Annotated in this window: 29 protein-coding genes, 1 pseudogene and 1 riboswitch; of the genes and pseudogenes, 3 read left to right on the top strand and 27 right to left on the bottom strand. The window is 30.1% G+C overall.

Going from position 1 to position 24,964, the window contains the following annotated elements; genetic code table 11:
* Window positions 1–6: 6 nt before the first annotated feature.
* From argJ to FNL83_RS06415, 4 genes are all read right to left on the bottom strand, one after another.
* On the bottom strand, window positions 7–1,200 hold the full coding sequence (gene argJ, locus FNL83_RS06430) for a bifunctional glutamate N-acetyltransferase/amino-acid acetyltransferase ArgJ (RefSeq protein ID WP_001831095.1): 1,194 nt from the start codon (window positions 1,198–1,200) through the stop codon (window positions 7–9).
* A 17-nt stretch (window positions 1,201–1,217) separates the two neighbouring features.
* Window positions 1,218–2,243 (bottom strand): N-acetyl-gamma-glutamyl-phosphate reductase, encoded by a 1,026-nt coding sequence (gene argC / locus FNL83_RS06425; protein WP_001830986.1) that lies wholly within the window; start codon window positions 2,241–2,243, stop codon window positions 1,218–1,220.
* A gap of 149 nt (window positions 2,244–2,392) precedes the next feature.
* The gene (efp, locus tag FNL83_RS06420; RefSeq protein ID WP_001831269.1) at window positions 2,393–2,950 is read right to left on the bottom strand and encodes an elongation factor P; all 558 of its coding nucleotides are present in this window, start codon (window positions 2,948–2,950) and stop codon (window positions 2,393–2,395) included.
* A gap of 26 nt (window positions 2,951–2,976) precedes the next feature.
* Complete coding sequence (locus FNL83_RS06415) at window positions 2,977–4,038, bottom strand: M24 family metallopeptidase (protein WP_001831174.1); 1,062 nt, start codon at window positions 4,036–4,038, stop codon at window positions 2,977–2,979.
* A gap of 102 nt (window positions 4,039–4,140) precedes the next feature.
* On the opposite strand from FNL83_RS06415, the gene FNL83_RS06410 reads away from it, so the two are divergent.
* Both FNL83_RS06410 and FNL83_RS06405 read left to right on the top strand, forming a co-directional pair.
* On the top strand, window positions 4,141–4,719 hold the full coding sequence (locus FNL83_RS06410; protein WP_001831193.1) for a hypothetical protein: 579 nt from the start codon (window positions 4,141–4,143) through the stop codon (window positions 4,717–4,719).
* Window positions 4,720–4,732: 13 nt separating this feature from the next.
* Complete coding sequence (locus FNL83_RS06405; protein WP_001831076.1) at window positions 4,733–4,951, top strand: SA1362 family protein; 219 nt, start codon at window positions 4,733–4,735, stop codon at window positions 4,949–4,951.
* 40 nt (window positions 4,952–4,991) lie between these two features.
* Here FNL83_RS06405 and FNL83_RS06400 read toward each other — a convergent pair whose 3' ends face one another.
* Window positions 4,992–5,822, bottom strand: a complete 831-nt coding sequence (locus FNL83_RS06400) for a lipoate--protein ligase family protein (RefSeq protein ID WP_001830993.1) — start codon at window positions 5,820–5,822, stop codon at window positions 4,992–4,994.
* A gap of 159 nt (window positions 5,823–5,981) precedes the next feature.
* On the opposite strand from FNL83_RS06400, the gene FNL83_RS06395 reads away from it, so the two are divergent.
* Complete coding sequence (locus tag FNL83_RS06395; protein ID WP_001831303.1) at window positions 5,982–6,368, top strand: rhodanese-like domain-containing protein; 387 nt, start codon at window positions 5,982–5,984, stop codon at window positions 6,366–6,368.
* A 98-nt stretch (window positions 6,369–6,466) separates the two neighbouring features.
* Here the strand turns inward: FNL83_RS06395 and FNL83_RS06390 are convergent.
* From FNL83_RS06390 to FNL83_RS06275, 22 genes and pseudogenes are all read right to left on the bottom strand, one after another.
* Window positions 6,467–6,809, bottom strand: a pseudogene (locus tag FNL83_RS06390) (transposase); the annotation flags it as partial.
* Window positions 6,810–7,216: 407 nt separating this feature from the next.
* Window positions 7,217–8,725, bottom strand: coding sequence for an aminomethyl-transferring glycine dehydrogenase subunit GcvPB (gcvPB, locus tag FNL83_RS06385; RefSeq protein ID WP_001831087.1), 1,509 nt, complete (start codon window positions 8,723–8,725; stop codon window positions 7,217–7,219).
* Window positions 8,718–10,064 carry an aminomethyl-transferring glycine dehydrogenase subunit GcvPA gene (gene gcvPA, locus FNL83_RS06380; RefSeq protein ID WP_002456181.1) on the bottom strand — a complete coding sequence of 449 codons (1,347 nt, stop codon included), beginning with the start codon at window positions 10,062–10,064 and terminating at the stop codon, window positions 8,718–8,720. The genes gcvPB and gcvPA overlap by 8 nt, the downstream gene beginning before the upstream one ends.
* Window positions 10,065–10,083: 19 nt before the next feature.
* Window positions 10,084–11,175, bottom strand: a complete 1,092-nt coding sequence (gene gcvT, locus FNL83_RS06375) for a glycine cleavage system aminomethyltransferase GcvT (RefSeq protein WP_001831107.1) — start codon at window positions 11,173–11,175, stop codon at window positions 10,084–10,086.
* Window positions 11,176–11,253: 78 nt separating this feature from the next.
* Window positions 11,254–11,396, bottom strand: a riboswitch (glycine riboswitch).
* Complete coding sequence (locus FNL83_RS06370) at window positions 11,393–11,905, bottom strand: shikimate kinase (RefSeq protein ID WP_002440040.1); 513 nt, start codon at window positions 11,903–11,905, stop codon at window positions 11,393–11,395. Its footprint overlaps the riboswitch before it by 4 nt.
* Window positions 11,906–12,069: 164 nt before the next feature.
* Complete coding sequence (locus FNL83_RS06360; protein WP_002440043.1) at window positions 12,070–12,561, bottom strand: competence type IV pilus minor pilin ComGF; 492 nt, start codon at window positions 12,559–12,561, stop codon at window positions 12,070–12,072.
* Window positions 12,485–12,778 (bottom strand): hypothetical protein, encoded by a 294-nt coding sequence (locus tag FNL83_RS06355; RefSeq protein WP_001831116.1) that lies wholly within the window; start codon window positions 12,776–12,778, stop codon window positions 12,485–12,487. The genes FNL83_RS06360 and FNL83_RS06355 overlap by 77 nt, the downstream gene beginning before the upstream one ends.
* On the bottom strand, window positions 12,765–13,202 hold the full coding sequence (gene comGD / locus FNL83_RS06350) for a competence type IV pilus minor pilin ComGD (protein ID WP_001831025.1): 438 nt from the start codon (window positions 13,200–13,202) through the stop codon (window positions 12,765–12,767). Before comGD ends, FNL83_RS06355 begins: the two co-directional genes overlap by 14 nt.
* Window positions 13,192–13,509, bottom strand: a complete 318-nt coding sequence (comGC, locus tag FNL83_RS06345; protein ID WP_001831271.1) for a competence type IV pilus major pilin ComGC — start codon at window positions 13,507–13,509, stop codon at window positions 13,192–13,194. Before comGC ends, comGD begins: the two co-directional genes overlap by 11 nt.
* A 17-nt stretch (window positions 13,510–13,526) precedes the next feature.
* Window positions 13,527–14,594, bottom strand: coding sequence for a competence type IV pilus assembly protein ComGB (gene comGB, locus FNL83_RS06340; RefSeq protein ID WP_001831131.1), 1,068 nt, complete (start codon window positions 14,592–14,594; stop codon window positions 13,527–13,529).
* On the bottom strand, window positions 14,566–15,540 hold the full coding sequence (gene comGA / locus FNL83_RS06335) for a competence type IV pilus ATPase ComGA (protein WP_001831109.1): 975 nt from the start codon (window positions 15,538–15,540) through the stop codon (window positions 14,566–14,568). Before comGA ends, comGB begins: the two co-directional genes overlap by 29 nt.
* Window positions 15,541–15,596: 56 nt before the next feature.
* Window positions 15,597–16,220 (bottom strand): MBL fold metallo-hydrolase, encoded by a 624-nt coding sequence (locus tag FNL83_RS06330; RefSeq protein ID WP_001831016.1) that lies wholly within the window; start codon window positions 16,218–16,220, stop codon window positions 15,597–15,599.
* The gene (locus tag FNL83_RS06325; protein ID WP_001831234.1) at window positions 16,220–16,546 is read right to left on the bottom strand and encodes an MTH1187 family thiamine-binding protein; all 327 of its coding nucleotides are present in this window, start codon (window positions 16,544–16,546) and stop codon (window positions 16,220–16,222) included. Before FNL83_RS06325 ends, FNL83_RS06330 begins: the two co-directional genes overlap by 1 nt.
* Entirely contained in the window at window positions 16,546–17,532 is a 987-nt protein-coding gene (locus FNL83_RS06320; protein WP_001831113.1) for an ROK family glucokinase, read from the bottom strand. Before FNL83_RS06320 ends, FNL83_RS06325 begins: the two co-directional genes overlap by 1 nt.
* Window positions 17,532–17,732, bottom strand: a complete 201-nt coding sequence (locus FNL83_RS06315) for a YqgQ family protein (RefSeq protein WP_001831138.1) — start codon at window positions 17,730–17,732, stop codon at window positions 17,532–17,534. Before FNL83_RS06315 ends, FNL83_RS06320 begins: the two co-directional genes overlap by 1 nt.
* Window positions 17,716–19,176 carry a rhomboid family protein gene (locus FNL83_RS06310; RefSeq protein ID WP_001832757.1) on the bottom strand — a complete coding sequence of 487 codons (1,461 nt, stop codon included), beginning with the start codon at window positions 19,174–19,176 and terminating at the stop codon, window positions 17,716–17,718. Before FNL83_RS06310 ends, FNL83_RS06315 begins: the two co-directional genes overlap by 17 nt.
* Entirely contained in the window at window positions 19,177–19,728 is a 552-nt protein-coding gene (locus FNL83_RS06305; protein ID WP_001831001.1) for a 5-formyltetrahydrofolate cyclo-ligase, read from the bottom strand.
* Between the two features lie 182 nt (window positions 19,729–19,910).
* Window positions 19,911–20,060 carry a 50S ribosomal protein L33 gene (rpmG, locus tag FNL83_RS06300; protein ID WP_001830957.1) on the bottom strand — a complete coding sequence of 50 codons (150 nt, stop codon included), beginning with the start codon at window positions 20,058–20,060 and terminating at the stop codon, window positions 19,911–19,913.
* Between the two features lie 104 nt (window positions 20,061–20,164).
* Entirely contained in the window at window positions 20,165–22,255 is a 2,091-nt protein-coding gene (locus FNL83_RS06295; RefSeq protein ID WP_002456490.1) for a peptidoglycan D,D-transpeptidase FtsI family protein, read from the bottom strand.
* Between the two features lie 400 nt (window positions 22,256–22,655).
* On the bottom strand, window positions 22,656–23,255 hold the full coding sequence (locus tag FNL83_RS06285) for a superoxide dismutase (RefSeq protein WP_001831217.1): 600 nt from the start codon (window positions 23,253–23,255) through the stop codon (window positions 22,656–22,658).
* A gap of 412 nt (window positions 23,256–23,667) precedes the next feature.
* A complete protein-coding gene (locus tag FNL83_RS06280; RefSeq protein ID WP_001831164.1) occupies window positions 23,668–24,087 on the bottom strand; it encodes a Fur family transcriptional regulator in 420 nt (139 codons plus the stop codon).
* Between the two features lie 2 nt (window positions 24,088–24,089).
* Window positions 24,090–24,938, bottom strand: coding sequence for a metal ABC transporter permease (locus tag FNL83_RS06275; RefSeq protein ID WP_001831102.1), 849 nt, complete (start codon window positions 24,936–24,938; stop codon window positions 24,090–24,092).
* Window positions 24,939–24,964: the final 26 nt, after the last annotated feature.

Genomic DNA, 24,964 nt, shown 5'->3' with positions numbered 1-24,964 from the left:
TTCCTCCTAAGTGGTGTATAGTGCGTTGATTTTAACGTAGTCATACGATAAATCACATCCCCATGCTTGACCTTCACAATTCCCTTGATGAAGGTCAAGCTGAATTGATATTTCTTCAGCACTCATTATTTCTTGAATTTCTTCTTTATCGTACTTTACTGGTGAGGATCTTATTAATACAGGTATCCTACCTATAAAAATGTCTACCTGATTAATATCAAAATATGTTTTAGCATAACCTGCAGCAGCAATAATTCTACCCCAATTAGGATCTTCGCCAAAAATTGCGGTTTTTACTAAACTTGAACCCACCACACTTTTAGCAATCATTCTTGCAGCACTAGATTCTTTTGCACCTTTAACCGTGACTTCTATTAATTTAGAAGCACCTTCGCCATCCCTTGCAATACTTTTTGCTAAATCGGTCATAATATATAGAAGCATCTGCTTAAATTTATAGTAGTCTTCGCTGTCTTTTTTAATTTCGTTATTATTTGTACATCCATTTGACATCACAAGCACCATATCATTTGTTGAAGTGTCACCATCTACAGTGATTTGATTGAATGTAACTTCAACCACATCTTTTAAAGCCTGTTGTAATGTTTGTGATGAGATGTTAGCGTCACAGGTTATAAATGCTAGCATTGTAGCCAAATTAGGATGTATCATTCCTGACCCTTTTGCTACACCTGCCATCGTTACTGTATCGCTACCAAATTCTTCGTTTACAACGCATGTTTTTGTATGAGTATCCGTTGTTAATATCGCTTTTGCAAAGTCATCAGCATTACCGTTTTTAACTAGTTTGGAAAAGCCATTCTTTAGAATAGACATTGGCATCACCTTTCCAATAACACCAGTAGATGCGACACCAACATATTCTGGTTGAATTTGTAATTTATTTGCGGCCAGTTGTTGCATTTTAAAAGCATCTTTTTCTCCTTGTTTACCAGTACAAGAATTAGCAATACCTGAATTAACAACAATAGCTTGCATTTTACCACTTTTTTCGATGCTGTTTTTTGTTAATTTTAATGGTGCAGCAATGACCTTATTAGTTGTAAATACACCAGCTACATTTGCAGGTACTTCTGAAACAATCCAACCAAAGTCTAATTTTTTCTTTTTAAAGCCAGCGTGCAGACCATCAGCTGAAAATCCAAGAGGACTTGCAATATTTCCCTTAATTATATTCATAATTTAGTCCCCCTATATTAGATATATAAAGGCGCCAAAATTAAACCATCAGTTTCGTCGAAATTAAACATCAGATTCATGTTTTGAATTGCTTGTCCAGCGGCACCTTTAATTAAATTATCAATAACTGATGAAATTGTTAAAACACCCGTGGTTTCGTTATAAACAAAACCAATATCAGTGTAATTTGTTCCTATTACTTCATTTAACTGTGGTAATCCATCTTTAATTCTTATGAAAGGCTTATTTTTATATACATCCTTGTAGGTAGATTCTATTTGATTTATTTTAACTCCGTTTTCAAGCCGTGTGTATATAGTTGCAACAATACCTCTATTAACCGGAATAAGCGATGTCGAAAACTGAATATTCTGTAAACTTTTGTTAAAAAACTGCAACGTTTGTACAATTTCAGGAATATGTTGATGTTTATTAAGTTTATACGTCACATAATTATTGTTTACATTTACGTAATGCGATGACTGATTTAATTTTTTACCAGCTCCAGTAAGACCACTTTTAGCATCAACAATTATAGAATCAACACGGATTAAATGATTGCTGATTATGGGATATAGCGCTAATTCAGTTGCAGTTGCATAACAACCAGGGTTAGCAATAAATCTATTGCGATGACTAATATTCATTACTTCTGAGAGACCATATGTAAAACGCTTTTGTATATCAACAGTACACGGTGATTTTTTATACCATTTGAGATAAACATCTGGAGATAAACGATGGTCACCTGATAAGTCTATAACAGGAAAATTATTTTTAACGAAATTTTTGGATAAATCTTTTGCAACGCCACTCGGAGTAGCAAAAAATACCAAATCTGAATGTGTCATAATAAATTCACTGTCGAAAACCTGAATTTCTTTATCAAAAATACCTTTCAAATGAGGGAATATATCAGAAATTTGCACTCCCACTTCTTTTGTAGCATGAATCGATGAAACTGTTACATGAGGGTGATTAAGTGCTAATCTTAACAATTCTAGTCCTGTATAGCCTGTGATACCTACTATAGAAATATGCATATATACACTCCTTATTGTATTATTATGTAATTATATACATATTTATTAATAATTACAATACTATATTATGTAATTTTACATTTTGAAAACAAAAACTCCAAAGTATAACATCTAATTGATGTATACTCTGGAGTTTAGTTAATTAGTGTTTATCCTCTAGAAATGTAACTTCCATCACTAGTATTTATCACTAGTGTGTCACCTTCATTTACAAATAAAGGTACATTTAGAGTATAACCTGTTTCAACAGTCGCAGATTTTGTTGCGCCAGTGGCAGTATCACCTTTGATTCCAGGTTCAGTTTCAGTAACTTCAAGTTCTACAGTTTTTGGTAATTCAACACCAATAACTTCACTTTCATAAGATTGAACTTGAACTTCCATATTCGCTTTTAAGTAATTTAATTCATCTTTTAAGTAGTCACCAGGTAATTCGATTTGATCAAATGTCTCGTTATCCATGAATACATGGTTATCGCCATCAGCATATAAATATTGCATACGACGATTCTCGATCATTGCTTGCTCAACTTTTTCGCCAGCTCTGAAAGTTTTTTCTTGAATAGCACCTGTTCTTAAATTACGTAATTTAGAACGAACAAAAGCTGAACCTTTTCCTGGTTTGACATGTTGGAAATCAATAACTTTCCAGATTCCGTTATCAACAGAAATCGTTAAACCTGTTTTAAAATCATTTACTGAAATCATTCAGTCTCCTCCTCAATTATACGCGCTTACTCTAAAATAATAAGGTCTTTTGAGCATTTAGTAAAGACATGACATCCATTTTCTGTAATAAGAATGTCATCTTCTATTCTAACGCCACCCAATCCCTCAATGTATATGCCTGGTTCTATAGTAACACAGTTATTTATTTTTAATTCATCTGAACTATTTTGAGATAATAGTGGACCTTCATGAATATCAAGGCCGATACCATGACCAAGTGAATGGCCAAACTGCTCACCATAGTTGTGAGATGAAATATACTCTCTAGATATAGCATCTGCTTCTTTTGCAGTCATACCTGGTTTGATTTGTTCAATAGCTTTCTTTTGAGAAGTTAGAACTATATTAAATATTTCTTTGAGTTTTGGATCCGGTTCTCCTATTGCAAACGTGCGCGTAATATCTGAACAATATCCTCTATAGTATGCACCAAAATCTAATGTAATCATATCACCCTTTTCAATACGCTTATCACTTGCAACACCATGCGGTAACGCACCTCGGTAACCTGAAGCCACTATTGTGTCGAATGAAGGGCCATCTGCGCCTAATTCTAACATCTTACTTTCTAATTTAGCTTTAATTTCTCGTTCTGTCATTCCGATACTTACTTGAGTGAGGATATATTCATATGTTTGATCTACTATCTTAGCCGCTTTTTGAATGAGCTGAATTTCTTCCTTATTTTTAATTTCTCTAATCTTATCAATTTCATTAGATATGCTTATTAAAGTAATTAATCCTTTATTAAGTTCAACATAAGTATCATAACTGATTAAATGACCTTCAAAACCAATATTTGATAAATTTTCTCTTTCTAATATGGATTTAATTTCAGAAATCAAACTTGATTTTCGATTTATAATTTCAAAATCCTGTGCCTGTTCTGTAGCTTGGTCTATATATCTAAAATCAGTAATAAGATATTGTTTTTTAGGTGTTATGATTAGTGCACCACTTGTACCAGTAAAATCTGAAAGATAACGTCTATTATAATCTGATAATACTATGATTGCATCTAAGTGCTTATGTTCAATGATATCTAGAACTTTTCTTAATTTATTCATTTTTTCCCTCCTACGTTTACATTTGTACATTTTTATTTTATACATTAAAATGATAGCATAACTAGTAATAATAATAATAGTTTTTGGTTTAGGGAGAAGACAATGAAAAAGTTAATATTAATAGTTGGTGCGAGCAGTTTGCTTATGGGTTGTGGAAGTCAGAACTTAGCTCCTTTAGAAGATAAAACGACTGAGTTACGTGATGATAATCATCAATTAAAACTTGATATTCAAGAACTTAATCAAGAAATTGGCGAACATAAATCTAAAATAGCCGCCCTTAAACAAGATAAAGAAAATACTAAAGAGGCTTCATCTAATAAGTTAAAAATAAAAAATTTAAAAGCATCATCTGATTATTACGACTCTATTGCAAAAACCATTAAAGATTATAGAGATATTGAATCAAAAGTTAATAAAAATAATAATAAAGTAGCGATTCAAAGAAAATTAGATGACATTTTAAATGATATTGACGGTACTTTCATTAAATATAAAGAATCTGTAGACTCTGAATCACAATCTGAAGAAGATAAGAAAAAAGAAAAAGAAATACGTCAACTTAATAAAGACTTATCTTCAGCATTCAATACAATAAAAAAAGGATATGAAACGAAAGATAATAAAAAAATAGAAAAAGGTCAAAAAAAACTTGCAACAATAAATACAAATTTAAATTAATAGGAGTTTTGAGATGCGCAAATTCATCTTTTATTTAATATTAGCGATAGCTGCATTTGGTTTAATGATGAATCTTGATGAGTTTTTATTTTCGATTATGAAAGCCATTATTAGTTTTGCAATTATAGCTTTAATTATTTATATTATATACTATTTCTTCTTTTTAACAGAAGATCAAAGAAAGTATAAAAAAGCACTTCGTAAATATAAAAGACAAAAAAGAAAGCAATAAGGCGATATCAAATGATGTCGCCTTATTGCTCTCTTCATAATTATTTACGGTACATCCATGCTTCAGAGCGGTATTTATCTTCGAGTTCTTGTACTTCCTCTAATTGTTTTTCCGTTAATTCTAGAGGTTTAAAATCTATATTCAGTCCTTTTTTAAAACCTGCCTCAAAGGCGTTCTCCATTTCATTTAATGTAATATGTTGATTTGAAATGTCATTAATAGCTACAGCTTTTTGAACAAAATTTTCTTTCATTTTTGCTTTTAGTCGTTCATTTTTAAATTTAAACATATCAAATAAATCATCGATATCTATATCTTGTAAAATTGAACCATGTTGAAGAATGACACCTTTTTGTCTGGTTTGAGCGCTACCTGCAATTTTTCTGCCTTCTACTACAAGCTCATACCAACTAGGTGCATCAAAACATACTGAACTTCGTGGTTGCTTTAATTTGTCTCGTTCTTCTTTAGAACGGGGGATAGCGAAATAAGTTTCAAAACCTAAATTTTTAAAACCTTCTAATAATCCTTGTGAAATAATTTTATAAGCTTCAGTTACAGTTGAAGGCATATTTGGATGAGACTCAGGAACAATAACGCTATATGTTAATTCTTTATCGTGTAACACGCCTCTACCACCCGTTTGACGTCTTACTAAGCCATAGCCCTTTTCTTTTACTTTATCAATATCAATTTCTTTTTGGAGACGCTGAAAGTAGCCTATTGAGAGTGTTGCAGGATTCCAAGTATAAAATCTTATAACTGGATCGATTTCTCCACGCGATACAAAATTTAGTAACGCTTCGTCCATTGCCATATTATAATAAGGATTTTTGCTTCCAGTATTTATAAAATTCCATATTTCAGTCATAATCATACCCCTATCGAAATATTAAAATTAAAACTATTATGTATCTCTTTGTATATTTAGATTATGTGATATAAACATAATCTAACTCGAAAAAATATTTTGATAAATTGTACTAACAGTCTTATAATTATAATATCGGTAAATTAGGGAGGATGCAAGATGAGTATCTCTTTGTACATTGCAATTGGTATTATTGTTATTATCATTGCATATATGATTATCCAACAAATTCTTAATAAGCGAGCTGTAAATGAATTAGACCAAAATGAATTCCATAAAGGTTTAAGAAAAGCTCAAGTTATTGATGTGAGGGAAAAAGTGGATTATGATTATGGACATATTAATGGTGCACGTAATATTCCTATCACAGTATTTAAGCAACGATATCAAGGACTAAGAAATGACCAACCTATTTATTTATGTGATGCTAATGGTATAGCAAGTTATCGTGCTGCACGTATATTAAGAAAAAATGGATATAAAAATATTTACATGCTTAAAGGCGGTTACAAAAAATGGACAGGTAAAATAAAATCTAAAAAGTAATTTTACGAAATGATGTCTTTAAGTTATTAAACTCTTTGAAAGGATTATGTTAATAGATGCTTTCAAAGAGTTTTTTTAGATGATGATATATAAACCTTTCAAAGAAGAAGCTGGGACATAAAGTTCCAAGATAAGTTAATAAAGACAATTTCTATTGAAAAAATATAGAAATTGTCTTTTTATAATTTTTTTGATTATTTTTAGCTCGTTGAACTGTTACTTTTCTTATATTAAGTGCCATTAGTACAAATTCTAGTTCTCTTTTGGCTTTATTTATCTCTCGAACGGACATTCGAGTGAAACTCAAAATAGACTTCACAAATCCAAAAAAGCTTCCAGACCAAATTTTCTTTGACTGTAGATGGTTTTTGCTTTTTGTTCTGAAAGTTTTATTAATTTGGGTTTTATAAAATATTTCCATTTAAAATTCTTCATTATTTTTTAAACATTTCAATGTAAAATTACATATCAACAAAAATATTTTGGCGAGACTCTTGAGAGAACAGGATAGCTGAAGACTACAGGCTGAAGCTACCTCCTAAGAATGCGAGTCAACAATACGAAGTATTGTAAATAAAGAAGCCAGTAATTATGTCCCTGCTTTTTCTTTATTTATATAACTTTCATATTGAACGACTCGTCATCAAAAGTTACCGTTTCAGCCTGTATTTTGGATTCGCGCACCTTTCACAGAAATATCGTAAAAACACTACGTATTAACATATAATCTTATTTTTAAATGTTTTAAAAAAGATATTTTTTATTTAGTAAAAGATTAGTATAAGTTAACTTTTGATTATTGTTACTTTTAGAAGTTTTAGCTAGTATATAGATTTCTAATTAGCGATTTAATTATCTTCAGAATCAATATTTGTGTGTTCTTTATACTTTTCGTCCTTAAGTTCTTCAAATTTAAGAATTGGTTTTCGTGCTGCAGTGGTCTCATCTAATCGATCAATTATAGTCGTATGTGGTGCTTCTAAAACTTTATCTGGATCATTTTTTGTTTCGTCAGCGATTTGAATCATCGCATCAATAAAGTAATCAAGTGTTTCTTTAGATTCAGTTTCTGTTGGCTCAATCATCATTCCTTCTTCGACATTGAGAGGAAAATATATTGTAGGTGGATGCACACCAAAATCTAACAGTCGCTTAGCCATATCTAATGTTCTGACACCATATTGTTTTTGTAAAGTTCCACTTAATACAAATTCATGTTTACAATATTGATTGAACGGAATTTCAAAGTGATTTTTAAGGCGAGATTTTATATAATTCGCATTAAGAACGGCAGCTTCAGATACTTCTTTTAAACCATTGGCTCCCATTGATCTGATATAAGTATATGCTCTTAAATAAATGCCGAAATTTCCATAAAACGGTTTTACTCGTCCAATTGAATTTGGAATATCATTATCATATTTATACCTATCGTTATCTTTTATAACCATAGGCTTAGGTAGATAACTGGCTAATTTCTCTACTACTCCAACTGGTCCTGATCCTGGTCCACCACCGCCATGAGGACCAGTGAATGTTTTGTGCAAATTAAGATGTACCGCATCAAAGCCCATATCACCAGGACGTACTTTATCTAAAATAGCATTTAAATTTGCTCCATCGTAATATAATAAACCTCCTGCTTCATGAACGATTTTCCCTATTTCAATAATATCCTGTTCAAATATACCTAATGTATTTGGATTAGTTAACATGATTGCAGCTGTATTATCGTTTACTACTCTTTTTAAATCTTCTATGTCAACTTCCCCACGTTGATTAGATTTTACAGTTACTGATTTAAATCCAGCAAATGAGGCAGAAGCAGGATTAGTACCATGTGCTGAATCAGGCACTATTACTTCATCACGATGGCTTTGTCCATTTTTTTCATGATAAGCTTTGAAAATCATTAAAGCAGTCCACTCACCATGTGCACCTGCAGCAGGTTGTAGGGTAACTTCATCCATACCAGTAATTTCCTTCAATTCTTCTTGTAAACTATATATAATTTCAAGAGAACCTTGAACGTGTTCTTCTTCTTGTAAAGGATGAGATTCACTAAAACCAGAAATACGCGCTACCTTTTCATTGATTTTAGGATTATATTTCATCGTACAAGAACCTAATGGGTAAAATCCAGTATCTACCCCGAAATTTTTATTTGATAGTTCGGTATAATGTCTAACTAAATCTAATTCTGAAACCTCGGGAAATTCAGCCTTATGTTTACGAATATACTTATCATCTAAGAGTGAAGCAATACTGATATTCTCAATGTCATTTTGTGGTAATGAATACGCATATCTATCTTTTTTGGATCTTTCAAATATTAAAGGACTTGATTTACTAATCATTTAACTCACCTGCTTTCGTAACGAAATCATCGATTTCATCTTTAGATCTTAACTCTGTAACTGCTACTAACATATGGTTTTTAAAATCATCAGATACTTCACCTAAGTCAAAACCACCAATATATCCATATTCTGCTAATTTAAGATTAATATTTTTTATTGGTTGATTAAATTTGACTACAAATTCATTAAAAGATTGTGCTTTTAGTACCTCAAAACCATGTTCTTCAAACTTATTTTTGGCATAATTGGCATTTTTAAGATTTTGAACTGCAATTTCATAAATACCTTGTTTACCTAAAGCTGACATTGCTATTGAAGATGCAAGTGCATTTAAAGCTTGATTTGAACAAATATTAGAAGTTGCTTTATCACGGCGGATATGTTGTTCTCTAGCTTGTAACGTGAGAACAAATCCACGATTACCTTCGTCATCTTGAGTTTGCCCAACTAATCGACCAGGTACTTTTCTCATTAATTTCTTTGTTGTAGCAAAGTATCCACAATGCGGACCCCCAAATTGTGTAGGAATACCAAAAGGCTGTGTATCTCCCACTACTATGTCTGCCCCGAATGTACCTGGGGGTGTTAGTAATCCTAAAGAAAGTGGATTGGCATATACGATAAATAAAGCTTTTTTATCCTTTATATAGTTATTAATTTGTTCTAAATCTTCAATAGAACCATAAAAATTGGGATATTGGACAGCGACAGCTGCTGTGTTGTCATCGATAAGTTGTTCTAATTTCTCTAAATCAGTAATAGTACCTTTAAGATCAACTTCAATTATTTCAAATTCATCACGAGTTTTGGCGTATGTGTGTAGAATTTGTAAAGCTTGATAATGTAGTCCACTTGAAACTACAATTTTATTTTTTTTCGTATGACTTAGTGCCAATATACATGCTTCAGCAAAACTAGTCATACCATCATACATAGAAGAATTTGCTACATCCATATCTGTTAATTCACAAATGAGTGTTTGAAATTCAAAAATTGCTTGTAACTCACCTTGAGAAATTTCAGGTTGATAAGGTGTATATGCGGTGTAGAATTCAGATCTTGAAATCATTGCATCGACAACAGCTGGAGTATAATGATCATAAACGCCCGCACCTAGAAATGTTGCATGTGTTTCTTTAGTTGTATTTTTAGCTGCGAGACGATTTAACCTTCTAAGTAATATCGTCTCCGCTTCGCTTTCGGCAATATTTAAATTTCTTTTTAATAAAATATCTGTAGGTATATCATCAAATAATTCGGAAATAGATTTTGCCCCAATACTATTTAGCATTTCATTTTTATCTTGTTCTGTTAATGGTATATAACGATGACTCAATATTTACACCCCTTTATATTTATTTCTCAATTTGATTTTTTTTAACTATTTTTGCCTCAACTTGACGCTTACGTATTTGCACAATTACTTTTTTGCCCATTTCAAATGCATCTCTATCTATTATTGCAAGTGCTATAGATTTACCAGAAGATGGGGATTGTGTTCCTGATGTAACGAAACCAATTTCATTACTATTTTCATCTAGTACGTCATAACCTGTTCTAGCAATGCCTTTACCTAATAGTTCAAGACCTACTGTTCTACGCTCGGAACCATTTTCTTTTTGAGCTTTGAGTACGGATTTGCCAATAAAATGATTTTCAATTAACGGTTTAGCAGCGAAGGCTATCCCTCCTTCATAAGGAGTAATTGATTCAGATAAATCTTGACCATGTAAAGGTAATCCTGCTTCAAGTCTTAGCGTATCACGAGCACCTAAACCGCATGGTGTAACATCGTATTCTAATAATTGCTCCCATATATCCTTAGTATCTTCTTGCTTACAGTAAATTTCAAAGCCATCTTCTCCAGTATAACCAGACTGCGAAAGAATAATAGATTTACCAAAGATTTGTACGTTCTGTTTGAATTCAAACATTGCCATATGGCTTACATCTATATCCACTAATTCATTTATTAATGCTCTTGAATGAGGACCTTGAATAGCTAATTGGCCGTATTTGTCTGAAGTATTGCTCACATCTACAGTAAAATTAGAGCTATGTTTCTTAATCCATTGATAATCTTTATTGGTATTGGCTGCATTTACAATAAGCAAGTAGTGGTTTTCATTAAGTTTATATGTAACTAAATCATCAATGATGCCCCCCTCATCATTACATAACGCACTATACATTGCTTTATCATTTGTTAGAAGATTTGTATCATTAGAAAGGATGTATTGTATGAATTGTTCTGCATCTTTACCACTAATTTCTATCTCTCCCATATGACTTACATCAAAAAGACCAACATTATATCTAACTGCATTATGTTCTTCTTTGATACTTGAGAATTGAACAGGCATTGCCCATCCTCCGAACTCAACAATTTTAGCACCACTATCAACGTAATTTTGATATAAAGGTGTTTTTTTCAAATCTGTTGTCATACGTGTACCCCCAATTAATAATTTTTAAAAAACAGGATAGCATAAAGCTACCCTGTTTTAATACACATTTCAGGAATGCGTTACAGTATTATCCTTTTGCCTGAGAGTTTCGTTATTTCACTTGCACCTTCGGCGATAGAGAGTCAAAATTGTAATAGACTAAAAACGTTTAACTTATAATGATTCAAGTTTTGATCTCTATTCTCTCTAATACTGATCAATCGCTTAATAATTTTGTTTTAATTAAAGTGCAAATTTCAGAAACACTCTGTGCACTATCAACTTTCATGAATGCGATTTCATTATATCTTGAAAGTCTTGAAGAATACAAGGCATCAAGTTGGTTAAGATTTTTACTTTTAGCATTGGGTCTATGTGAATCATTTTTAACTCGTTTGAAAATGATTTCAATGTCACAGTCTAGCCAAACTACATGCTTTTGATTTTTTAAGAGCTTTAATGAATTCGTATCTTCTATAATACCTCCTCCAGTTGAAATAATATCGAAAGTATTGAGACAAGATTTTAGGTATCTAGTCTCCAATGATCTAAATCCTTTTTCTCCGATATCATTAAATATATTAGGTATAGATTTACATTCATTTACTTCAATAAAATTATCTAAATCCACATAACTTAAATTATATAAATCTGAAAGATATTTTCCAACAGTAGTTTTACCAGTTCCCATGAAACCAACTAAAATAATAGGCACTTGAATACTCTTCAAATTAATCTACCTCTTTTAACTTATTAACGATAACTTTATTGTAGTAAACATCTAAGTTATGTATTGTCTTTAATTTTAAACTATATTGAGAGATATAAAAAGATATAATTGATAAATAAATTGAAAAAATTACTATTAAATATAAACTAATGAACGCTTTTCGGCTATATAAACAGGATTTCTTTGTGTTCATCGTTCGTTTCTCCTGTTGTTATTAATAATTTTACTATATTATCGTTCGTTTTTAATATACGAGTAGACAAGACGTGATTTAACAATGTAATATTACCTTTTTGATTAATGTTTTTGTAAATTTTACGGTTTTTATAAATATATCTAATAACATCTTTATCTTTCTTAAGTTTAATTGTATATGCATTTTCTATCTCATAATTGTTTTGAGTCGTCATTTTCTCTTTAAGTAAATCTCTTCTAAAAAATTCAAATTGAATATCTTCGTTATTTTGAGCAGTATTAAGATAAAACGAAGTCAATTTAAGTATAGTAGGTAATAAAGCGAGAATTAAAGTAGTCACAAATAAAGCAAATAATGCTTCGATGTAAGTAAATGCTTTTATATTAAATTGAAATACATGTTCGCGTATTAAATGCTTTATCCTCCCCACATATTTTATTATTGAATAATTGTATTTCATAATTTTCTATTACAACCCCTTGATAAAGTTCTTTCTTTTTATAGTGTTGAAGGCTAGTTATCATGATTTGCTTGATTTTTATATTATTTAAATTGATAAGATACTGATTGTTTAAGTTTGAAAACATAGGTATTAAAATCATTGTTATTGTACTAACTATAAAAAAGGCTAGCAATGCATCAATAATTAAAGACCCTTTAAATTTATATTTTGACAAATCTCAAACGCCCCTTTTCAATATGGAAGATTAATCTATAAGCATGTGAATTATATTGTAAAATGAGCGATCCAAAATGATTTATATTTCCATTTTTATCAAAATTTAATGTTTGAATTTTAGCTATATTAATCACTTTGCCTTTATTAAGTTTAAAACTATATTTATCTCCATTTTCTTCAATTACTTGTACTCTATTTGAATTATTAAAAAATAATAAAGTTATTGATTCGTTGTTGCTAATAGCTTTAGATTTATAGTAATTAAATTTTGTTATTAATTGTTTAATTTCATATTCTTCATCAATTAGCTGAATGTCGAACAGGCTTCGTGACCATAAAGTTGTTATCAACAAGCAACTGATAATAAATAAAGTAAAAATCATCTCGACTAAACTAAATGCTTTAATGTTTTTAATTGGCAACTGCTTCTCCATTTGCAATACTAATTGTCTGACCGGATTTACATGTTTTTTGTCCTTCTTTTATAAAACCATCTGAAACCAAATCATCAATATTAGAAGGGTTGCGATTATGTTTTAAAGCGTAGGCTTCTATTTGACTGTTTACCATTTTAACTTGAGCATCACATCCAGTTGACTGAATATGAGATGTTTGTTTTGCAATATTTGGAATTATAAGTATTAACAATAAACTTATTATTAGTAATACTAAAAGCATTTCTATCAAGGTAAATGCTCGTGTTTTTTTCAATAATTTCAATGTTTTCATTGATGTCACTCCTCAAATTATTTTATTGTTTGCATAAGTTCAAACATAGGAAGCATAATGACTAAGTATAAAGATACAATAAAAATTCCCAAGATAAAGAAGATGATAGGTTGTATAAATTTTGTTTGTTTTAACACTTTTTCTTCAAATTGCTGTAATAGCATTTGACTGTATAACTTTAATTCTATATCTAATTTCCCATTTTTCTCTCCTTGTTCTATGAATTTAATCAAATCATTTTGAAAACATTTTAAATTCATTAATATAACAGGTAACGGGAGCCCTTTATTAGCTTCTTTAAAAAGATAATCACCCAGAAATTTAAGAAAATCGTTATCTTGCTCATTACGATATATACGGACAATTTGTTGAAGACTTGTACCATTTCTGTAAAATAAAGAAAGTTGATTGGAAAGTTGATAAGTTCTATATATTTTATAATACGTATTAATCATTGGGATTTTTAAAATAGATTTTAACTTTTTCTCAATTGGTAGATAATAGTAGAATTTATAAGTGATAAAAAATGCTATACCACTAATAAAGATAAAAATGAAAGTTAGTTTGGGAAGACGGGTAATAATAAGAGTTAGTAGATTTTGAAATGTTGATAATTTAACATTCATAGTCTCATAAAGTTGTTGAAATTGAGGTATGACAGTTATATTTAAAATGGTTAATATGAATAAGAAGATAGAAATTAATGCAACAGGATATTGTAAGGTTTTGATGAGTCGTTTTTTAGCTTTCAGATTTCTTTTCATATATTGAACAGTATCAACGAGAGCCTCCTCAATGTTGCCGTAGTTTTCAGCAAATTTTATTTGAAGAAGAACTAATTCTGGATACCCTATTATTTTTAAAATATCATAACATGTAGCACCGTTTTGTAGATGTTGGATAATCTTTTTATTTATTGTTCGCTCTTTATATTTAAAATAGGAGTTTAAAAATTTAAAACTTTGATATAAAGTGAATCCGTGACTTAAAAGCTGTTGTAATCTCTGTAGTAAGTCTATTGATTGTATTTCAGTAAGATATTTATTCCTCTTATATTTAAATGTATTTATCGACAACTTCTTCACATATAACACCTTCTTTAGACATTTTGTTTAAATGTGTAGCTAATTTTGTGAAATTTTTAGGTAAAGAATGATTATGTTCAAAAAAATAATTTATTTGGCTTTGAAACATTAATTCCGATACTAGTTGACGATAATTTGTAGTAGTAGTGATTAATCTTTGATTAGAAATTAAATTGATTGCCTGGCACAACTCTTGGACAGAAATACCCATTTCTAATAATCGTAATAGTGCTCCCTTGCAATCATTCGCGTGCATTGTCGACAAAACTAAATGCCCGCTTAAACTGGCTTGAATCACGTATTTAGCTACGGTAGAATCTCTGATTTCACCAATTAAAATTACATCTGGATCACACCTTAAAATGGCTTTGAAAGAGCTTTCATAATTTATACCTGCCTTTTCATTGACTGATATTTGTGTGATTCCATTAAGTATTTGCTCAACTGGATCTTCAACTGATATTACATTTAAATTCAATTTTTGATGTGCATAAAGGACCATTTGGTACATTAAAGTACTTTTGCCAGAGCCAGTTGGTCCACTAAACAAAAGTAGACCTTGTTTCTTTTTCATAAAGTGTTTAAAATCTTTAAATTCATATGATTCTCGTGTAGTTTGGAAGTATTGAGGTACTATACGAATTACACAACTTTCATTGCCTAATGATAAAGGTAATGTAGAGATTCTTAAATAATATAAATGCTTCATCTTATAACTATATCTACCACTTTGTGCTCTATGCTGTGTTGATACATCTAAGCCAGATTGAAACTTCATGTATATAAGTAATTTTTTATAAATTGGAAATGAAAGTCTATCATATATTGTGAGCTCATCTTTAATTCTTAGCTTAATTATAGTGTGTTCCTCACATGGTATAAAGTGTATGTCACTTGCTTCTTGCTTAATTGCATGATTGATAATCTGTTCAAATAAAATTTTCAAAAAAATCACCTCCTACATATATAAACGTAGGAGGTGATTTTTTTACTCTATAATATTTAACCATTTATAAACGGATTGAGTTGCTCATCGTCAACTGTAGTGTAAGGCCCATGTCCAGGGAAAAGTGGCATATCACCCTCTAATTCAAATAATTTATCTTTTATTGAATCAATTAATGTTTCATAATCTCCCTTATAAAGGTCTGTACGACCGATACCATTTTTGAACAGAGTATCGCCAACAACAGCAAAGTCATTAAAAACAAAACTAAGACTACCTGGCGAATGACCTGGCGTATGTAATACTTTAAATTTAAATCCTTCAATCTCTGCAGGACCTTCTGATAAACTTAAGGGATTTGCGTGACTTTCTATTTTAGATAAACCATATTGTGTAAATTTAGATGAGCCATTTTTATCTGGATCAGTTAAAAAATCAAACTCATCTTTACTCATATAAACTGGAACCTGATATTTTTCAATAATATTATCTAATGCTCCGATATGATCATAGTGTGCATGTGTTAATAAAATTGCTTTTAAAGGTTTATTGATTTGATTTAATTTTTTTATTATTTTTTGACTTTCACTTGAGGGATCGATTAATATTACATTTTCTTCATTCTCAATGAAATACGTATTAGTATCAACTATTCCTAATGTTAAATTTGAAATTCGCATTATAATTCACCACTATGGTCTAGATGTTTTTGTACTGATTTTAATTTATCATTCATTTTTCTTGATTTATCTCGACGATCATCAATTCTAATATTTGTACAAACCCTATCTAACCCTTTATCAAAAGGTAATTCATGAATCGCTTGAATCACCTCAAAAAGGTCTTTCAAATCACCTTCGATTAATGTATTCATTGGTGTCAATTGATAATCAATTTTCCCTTGTTGTTTAAATTCATTTAACTTTGTTTGGATTTCAGCTATATATTTACTTACACTAGGTCCCTCTGTTCCTACTGGAATAACTACTACATCAACAATTGCCATTATTTAGCACCCTCTTTATCTATGATATATGTTTTGATAAGCCCAGCTGCACCAGTAATACCAGCGTCATTCCCTAACTTAGCTTGTACTATCTCAGTATTATTTTGAGCTGGAGTAAAAGTTAAATTACGGTATTCAGTTTTAATATTTTCTATAAGGATAAGTCCCGCTGTAGACATGCCCCCTCCTAGAACAATATATTTTGGATTACTAGTAACGCTAATGATACTGCATAAATAACCGATATAATTTGCCACTTTTTCAGTTATAAATATACAGAATTGATCGCCAGCTTTAGCCGCATCAAATACAGCTTTTGCAGTTACTTGGTTATCTTTAATAAGTTGTAAAATTGATGATTTAAACGTTAATTTAGGATAATAGAAATTAACTAAATTTACTACACCAGTAGCAGAAGCAACTGTTTCTATACAACCTGATTTACCACAATTGCATTGAAAACGTTGATCAAAATCAGCTCTTAAATGTCCAATCTCAGCGCCAGACCCATTGTGTCCATGTACAATTTCTCCATTAGAAATTATACCTCCACCTAGGCCGGTACCTAAAGTAATGGCTACTACATCATCAGCACCTTCGCCGGCACCTTTATGTTTTTCTCCCAAAGCAGCAACATTAGCATCATTATCAACATAAACTGGACAATTAACATATTGTTTGAAAATTTCTCTTACATTGACACTATCGGGCCAATGTAAATTAACAGCTCCGTATACAACTCCAGTATCAAAATCAACAGGCCCAGGAACACCAATACCGACTCCAACTACATTGTTAAAATCATATTTATATTCTGCAATCTTTTCAGTAAAAGAATTATAAATGTTTTTTAAAAGTAACTCACCAGTGTGGTCACTTGTATCAGTATCAATAGACCATTTATGCAATTGTTCTAAATCCTTGTCAAATATCCCCAATTTACAAGTTGTTCCGCCTATATCAGCAGCTAAAATAATATCTGTCATTACTTTTCATTCCTTCTTTGATTAATTATCAGTATACAATTTAGATATTCATCCTTCGTTAACAATTGATAACTATATAAGGATTTAATCTCTTGTATCATCATTTCATACATATCATCTGGATTTTTAAAATATATAATGAAACCATATGTTTTAAGTAATTGTAACACGTCATAAAAACTTTTAATTTTTCGTGTCATTAGATTTACTCAACTCTTTTTTTAAATTAACATATTTTTTATTATTAGGATTAATTGCTACAGCTTTTTTTATATATTTTAAAGCCTTTTTATCATCACTTAAAGAACGATTAGCTATAGCTAATTCATAATTAAGTACACCTGAATTTGGAAATTTTCTTAAACCTCTTTCCCATTCTGATACGGCCTCTGCTTGCGAACTCTTAGTTGCAGTAATCAAACCACTAAGGTAATATGTTTCATCATCGGCGTAATTATTATTAAGTGTTTGTTTTACAACATTTTTTGCTTCGCTATAATTACCTTTAATCATTTCATCCCGAATTAATTTATCATAGATATTATCCTCACTTATAGTAAATATTCTAATTTGTAAAATGATGAATATAAGTAAAAATACAATCAAAAATGACCAAAATAAAGAGCGTTGTGTTTTGAAATAATAGCCTATTAATGTAATTAATACACCACTGATAAATCCACCTAAATGTGCCATTATATTAATATTAGACATAAAAAGTGAAAAAACGATTAAAACAACCAAAGCAATTAATAACTGGCCAATCATTTTTTTATTAAAATTCTTGCTTAAATACATAATCACAAAAATAGAACCAATTAGACCAAATATTGCTCCACTAGCACCGACTGAAATTGTAGTCGTATTAAATGATAGAGAAACAAAATTTCCATATAATCCGGATATTATATAAATTATTAGCATTCGCCATGATCCAATGATTGATTCGACAATTTTACCAAAAATAAATAGAGAGAGCATATTCATTAAAATGTGTTCGAAATTAAAATGTAAAAACATTGACGAAATAAGTCTATACCATTCTCCGTGAACAACATTAAAATGAACAAGTCCACCTACTTCTAATAGTTTAACATCAGAAAATCGATTTAAGTATAAAATCATACATAACCATATCACAATATTAATTAAGATAAGTGTATATGTAATAGGGGTAAAACGTTGCATATGTTTATCAACAAGATTTTGTGTTAAAACTTTTCTTTTGTAATGAAGGTAAGTCCTTTTATCTTCATTATTAATTAGCATTTTTAAAAGTAAAAAGTTTATAGGGAGTGAATTTAAGCTTTGCTCATTGCTTATAATTTTAAATTTCAGTTTAATTGGTTTTTCTTCATTTAAATTTTCTTTTGAAAGCTCTTTATCCGTAAAATAATAAAATTCATAAGATTCAGGTATATAACCGATGAATTGTTGTATTTCTTCAGGTCGTTCCATAATTTTTGATTTATCAAACCTAATCTCTTGGGTAGATGTGACATCTTTTCTAAATACAACAATTGAATGTTTTCTCTTATGAGACAACCATATTTCATCGTCCTCTTTATCACGATAAATTACATTATAATTAAGATACCTAATCCAGTAGTATAAAGCCTTCCAATAAAGTTTATTAATATTCATTTATTCCTCCACCACTTTATTGTGATAAATAATTAATTGCTCTACAGGTTGATCGTGTGGTTCTATATTGAATTGGGCTAACTGAAAATCGTATAGTAAACTAACTGTATTACATTTATGTTGGCTCAGGAATCGGTCATAATAACCACCACCATATCCTATTCGATAGCCCAATTTGTCAAATGCAACCCCCGGTACTACAACTAAGTCCATTTTATTCGTTGTACCGACTGGGGAAATAGAATGATAAATACCTTTGCTATCTTTCTCGATATCCTCAATTGATAATAGTTGCTTAAAAGTCATGTCTTGCTGTTGATAATTTGTTTCAGGAACAAAAATTTTCTTATTATTGTTTAGCGAATGAGTAATAATTGGATATGTATTAACTTCATGAGGCATCGATAAAACAAAACCAATTGTGTTAGCTTTGCGATAAGCTTCACTTTGATATAATTTCTTAGCCAACCATTCATCAGCCAAATATTTTTGTTCTTTGTCGTAAGATTTCATCTTTTTAATTATATTTCTACGTAGTCCTTTTTTATCCATTTTATTCACCCATTTCGTTCACTTAACATTATAACGTTTATAGTTACTAATGTCATTAAGTTGGTATTTAATGATAAAAAAAGTAAATGAAAAATCCCTTCAAAGTTTTCACTTTTATAAGTGGTTACTTTAAAGGGATTAAATCGATTTTATATTGTCATGTACAAATTTTAAAAAATTTATTATTTAGTTTCACGATGTAAAGTATGTTTGTTATCACGTGAACAATATTTTTTCATTTCTACACGTTCAGGATTATTTCTTTTGTTTTTTGTTGAGATATAGTTTCTATCTCCACATTCTGTACAAGCTAATGTAACGTTTACGCGCATGAGTTTCTCCTCCTTACCTTTTCAAAATACGACTTTTTTATTATACCAATTACTTAACTAATTGCAAAGTATAATTTCGTGATTAGTTGAGTTGACAATTTAAATTAATCTTCTTTCTCTTCGTTATTAGATTGAGAGTCATCTTTTTTATTATCCTTATCTTTAAAATAGTAGTTGATTACGTCTCTACCTAAATCTCCACCATTTAACCAAGGTGGTGGAACAGGTTGATTTGTATAGACAATTGAAAAAGATAATTTAGGATCATCGACGGGTGCATAACCGATATATGTTGAGTTAACTCTAGGTTCTCCGTCTTGAAAAACTTCAGCAGTTCCTGTTTTACCAGCTGAAGGTACTACAGTATTTCTAAAACTAGCATAACCTGTACCTTGCTTTTCATTGAAAGCCATTTTGAAGCCTTCTTGAACTTCTTTAATTTCGTCATTTGAGTTATTTACCTTATTTAAAACATTACCCTTAATTTTACGTTTTAATGGACCAGTTTCATCTTTATTAGTAGATTCATAAATAGACAATCCAATATGTGGTTGAATTCTATAGCCATCATTAGCAATAGTTGATACGTATTGGGACAACTGAAGTGGTGTATATGTGTCGTATTGTCCAATAGCTAAGTCTAAATAGTTACCAGGATTATTAGTTAAGGGTTCTATTTGGCCTGGCGTTTCGTTCGGTAAGTCAATACCTGTTTTTAAGCCAAGACCTACTTGATTTAACCCTTTACGCAATTTACGACCAGCATCTGCTATATTATTAGGTAATGACATACCTGAAGTATAGGGGTCACCTGCTAATTTAAGTGCGGTTTTAAACATGTATACGTTTGATGAATGCATAAGTGCTTGTTTATCATCGATAGATACATGACCATTTTTATTAAAATAAGAACGCTTAGTTAAACCACCTTGGAATTTTAATGGCTCATCTACCATAGTTTCTCCAACATTAATAGCTTTATTTTGGTATCCAGCTAATAATGTTCCTCCTTTTACTGAAGAACCTACTGTGTATTGAGCTGTAAAGTTGCCGATATCATAATCTTTGAGTTTACCTTGCTTATCAATTTGCTTTCCTGCAATAGCGAGAATGTCTCCATTTTTAGGATTTTGGACAACCATTAACGCATTGTCCATATCCTTAGCACCTTGACTACGTAATTTAGAAATTTGTTTTTCTAATAAAGATTCTACTTTTTTCTGTAAATCAATATCTATAGTTAATTGTAAATCATGACCTCTTGAGCCAGGATTAAGTACTTCTGAACTTATTACTCTTCCAGATTTATCAGTTGTATATTTCATTTGTTTCTTCGTGCCTTTAAGAACATCTTCGTATTGATATTCAAGATAAGATTTACCGACCCGATCATTTCGTGAATAACCTTTTGATAAATATTGTTCAGTTAATTCTTTAGGTATACCTTCAGTCGAAGTCGACACATCTCCAAATATGCCTCTTAAAGTATCACCGTATGGGTATTTTCTATCCCAATCCATTGTAGTATTTACACCAGGTAATTTAGAAAGCTGTTGTGATACGGCTGCATATTCTTTCTCGCTTACGTCTTCATTTTTAATTGTTTGAGGATCTAGAGTTGACCCAGCGTTCATTTCCCGATAAATTGCTAAAACTTGCAAATCTTTTTTAGTTAACTGTTTTAATTGTTTTTTTCCTATTTTATCTCTAAGTTGGGTATCAAATTGGTCTTGTGAAATACTGCCATCCTCTAACATTAATTGTTCTTTTCTCATTAACTTTTTAGCAGATGACGGATACATTTGAATCCAAAAATCCTTTTTATCTCTCTCAGTAATTTTATCTGTATCCATTTTAATTAAATCTGTCAGTTTCTTAGCAGTATTTAACATTTCCTTTTGTGATGTTTTACGGTTTCTAGTGTATGTAATAGACATCTTTGAAGCATTATCAACTAGTACTTTGCCATTTCTATCTAGTATTCGGCCTCTTGGTACTGATTCATTAACAGTTATGTTTTCATCGTTTTTGATTAATTGTTTGTAATGAGATCCTTGTGCTATTTGTAAATAACCTAATCTCAATACGACTATAGCAAAGATAAATACTATAAATCCAAATATGAAATTGATTCTTTTATTCATGGTGTTTCTCATTTTTTCATCATTTGATTTTTCTTTTAATCTTTTTAGCAAAACAACCTACCTCTATTCAAAGTCTCTCATACAAATGATATATGATATTAGATTATTTTTCTATCATTTTAACAAAAAAGAAGCGCAGAAAAATTCCTTTATCAATTGATAGTCAAATTTATAAATATACTTTTAAACAATAATCAATAACAAAAATTTTTACATCGGTTTCATCAGTATTGTAATTCAAACTAAATGTATATACTTTTATGTTCATTTAGATTTTAATAAAAATGGATATTAAGTAATGAATCTCATTTCTCACGTGTTGTAGATAGTATATAGTTATATATGTAATTAGCCCTTAGATGCAAATCATCTAAGGGCTATGACAATAAATATAAGGTATTGTTCAAACTGATTTTTAGAATTTTTATGTTCTAAAGTTATTTAATATTGATTATTTAGTTGCATTATATAATTCATTAACTTTTTCCCAGTTAACAACATTCCAGAATGCATTGATATAATCTGGGCGTTTATTTTGATATTTAAGATAATAAGCATGCTCCCAAACATCTAAACCTAAAATTGGTGTTTTTCCTTCAGTAATTGGATTATCTTGATTTGGTGTTGTAACAATTTCTAATTGTCCATTGTTTACAACTAACCAAGCCCATCCTGAACCAAAGCGTGCTGCAGCTTTATCTGCAAATTCTTTTTTAAATTCATCTAAAGAACCCCATTGTTCTTTAATTTTATCTACTACTTCACCTTTTTCTTCAGAATTTGGTGATAATAGTTCCCAGAACAATGAATGGTTAAGGTGACCACCGCCATTATTACGAACAGCTGTTTGAATATTAGATGGCACACTATCTAAATTAGCAACAATTTCTTCGATTGATTTAGCTTCTAAATCTGTCCCTTCAACTGCTGAATTTAATTTTGTAACATATGTGTTATGATGTTTGTCATGATGAATTTCCATAGTTTGTTTGTCGATGTGTGGTTCTAATGCATCATATGCATAAGGTAAATTTGGTAATTCAAAAGCCATAAATAATCATCCTCCTAAATTGTCTATAACTATATCATAACAAGTAGATTTATAAGCAACAAAGAATATGCTTTCAAAAAAGTTTTAATTATTAAATTATTTTCCCGACTCACACGACAATTAAACAAAATTGTTAATGTGAATCTTGTTAATATTTTTCTAAACCTACTAATTGATATACTATAAATATATCTCAAATTTGTGAAGATTAAACATAAAAATGCATAAATTTTAATAAATACGACCAATGGCCTATAATTAATAAAAAGAACCTCAGTTATTGTCACTAGGTTCTTTTCCTACTAATCATGAGTATTCACTTTATGCTAAGAATTAAATATTTAAAATTCGATGATTGAAAATCTTAAATTTAAATGATGAAATGTGCCAGTATTATAATCCGAATGATATTTTAGTTTGCTTTACGTTGACATTCTTCACAAATACCATACACTTCTAATTTATGAGTATGAATATTTACATTGGGTAATTGACTTTTAATCTTTTCTATTGGACAAAAATCAATCACTTTAGTTTCTCCGCAATTTTCGCAAATAAAATGATGATGGTGATGATTTGTGCATGCGATTCTGAATTTCATTTCTCCATCTAATTCGGTACTCTCTATAATGCCTAAATCTTTAAATAAATGAAGATTTCTGTATACAGTATCAAATGATATTCCAGGATAGTCTTTATCCATTTGTTGTTGAATATGTTTAGCATTTAAATATTTATCCTCTTTAACAAAGATATCTAGCATATCTTTACGTTTATCAGTATATTTAAGTCCGTTTTCCTTTAAAACTTTAATTGCATCATTTGTATTCATTCTTAAACGACTCCCTTTTTAAACTTAATTTTTAACTTCTGAATAATCATCGTTAGTATGAGCATTAATACCAATAGTACAACAATGACGCCACCAGGTGATATATTCATATAAAAAGCTATAATTAATCCTAGAATTACAGATAATTCTCCTAATATAACACTTAATGCTATTAATTGTTTAAATCCTTTAGTTATTCTCATTGAAATTGCTATAGGAAGAGTTATTAACGCGCTTACTAATAATATACCTACAACTCTCATTGATGCAGATATTACCATAGCAACAATTACTATAAATAAAAATTGAATCCACTTTGGTATACCTATGACCTTACTATATTCTTCGTCAAATGATAAAATAAACAATTCTTTATAAAATAAAACAATAAATATGAGAACAATTATTGTAATGATAATAATTGTAGTTAAATCACTAATATTTACTGCACTAATTGATCCAAATAGTAGGCCTACGATTTCTTGATTAAAACCATCTGCTAGAGAAATAAAAATAGCACTTAGAGCAATACCAGCGCTCATTATAATAGGAATTGCAATTTCTTGATAATTAGAAAACGAAGTCCTTAATTTTTCAATTAATAACGCTCCAATAACAGCAAAAAGAATACCAAACCACATAGGGTTTATTACTGAGAAAACTGGAATAATGGTAAGCAAAAACATACCAAAGGAAATACCACCTAATGTCACGTGGCTTAAAGCGTCAGCAATTAAAGATAGTCTCCGAACTACAATAAATGCACCTATTAATGGTGCGATAAAGCCAATAAGCAGACCGCTAATCAAAGAATATCTAATAAAATCAAAATTTAATAACGCATCTATCAAAAGTTACACTTCCTCTTTGTTTCTAA

Origin of the sequence: Staphylococcus epidermidis (genome assembly GCF_006742205.1) — a bacterium.
Lineage (GTDB): Bacteria > Bacillota > Bacilli > Staphylococcales > Staphylococcaceae > Staphylococcus > Staphylococcus epidermidis.
Note: the sequence above shows the minus strand (reverse complement) of the source record. Positions and strands in the feature narration are given on the sequence as shown.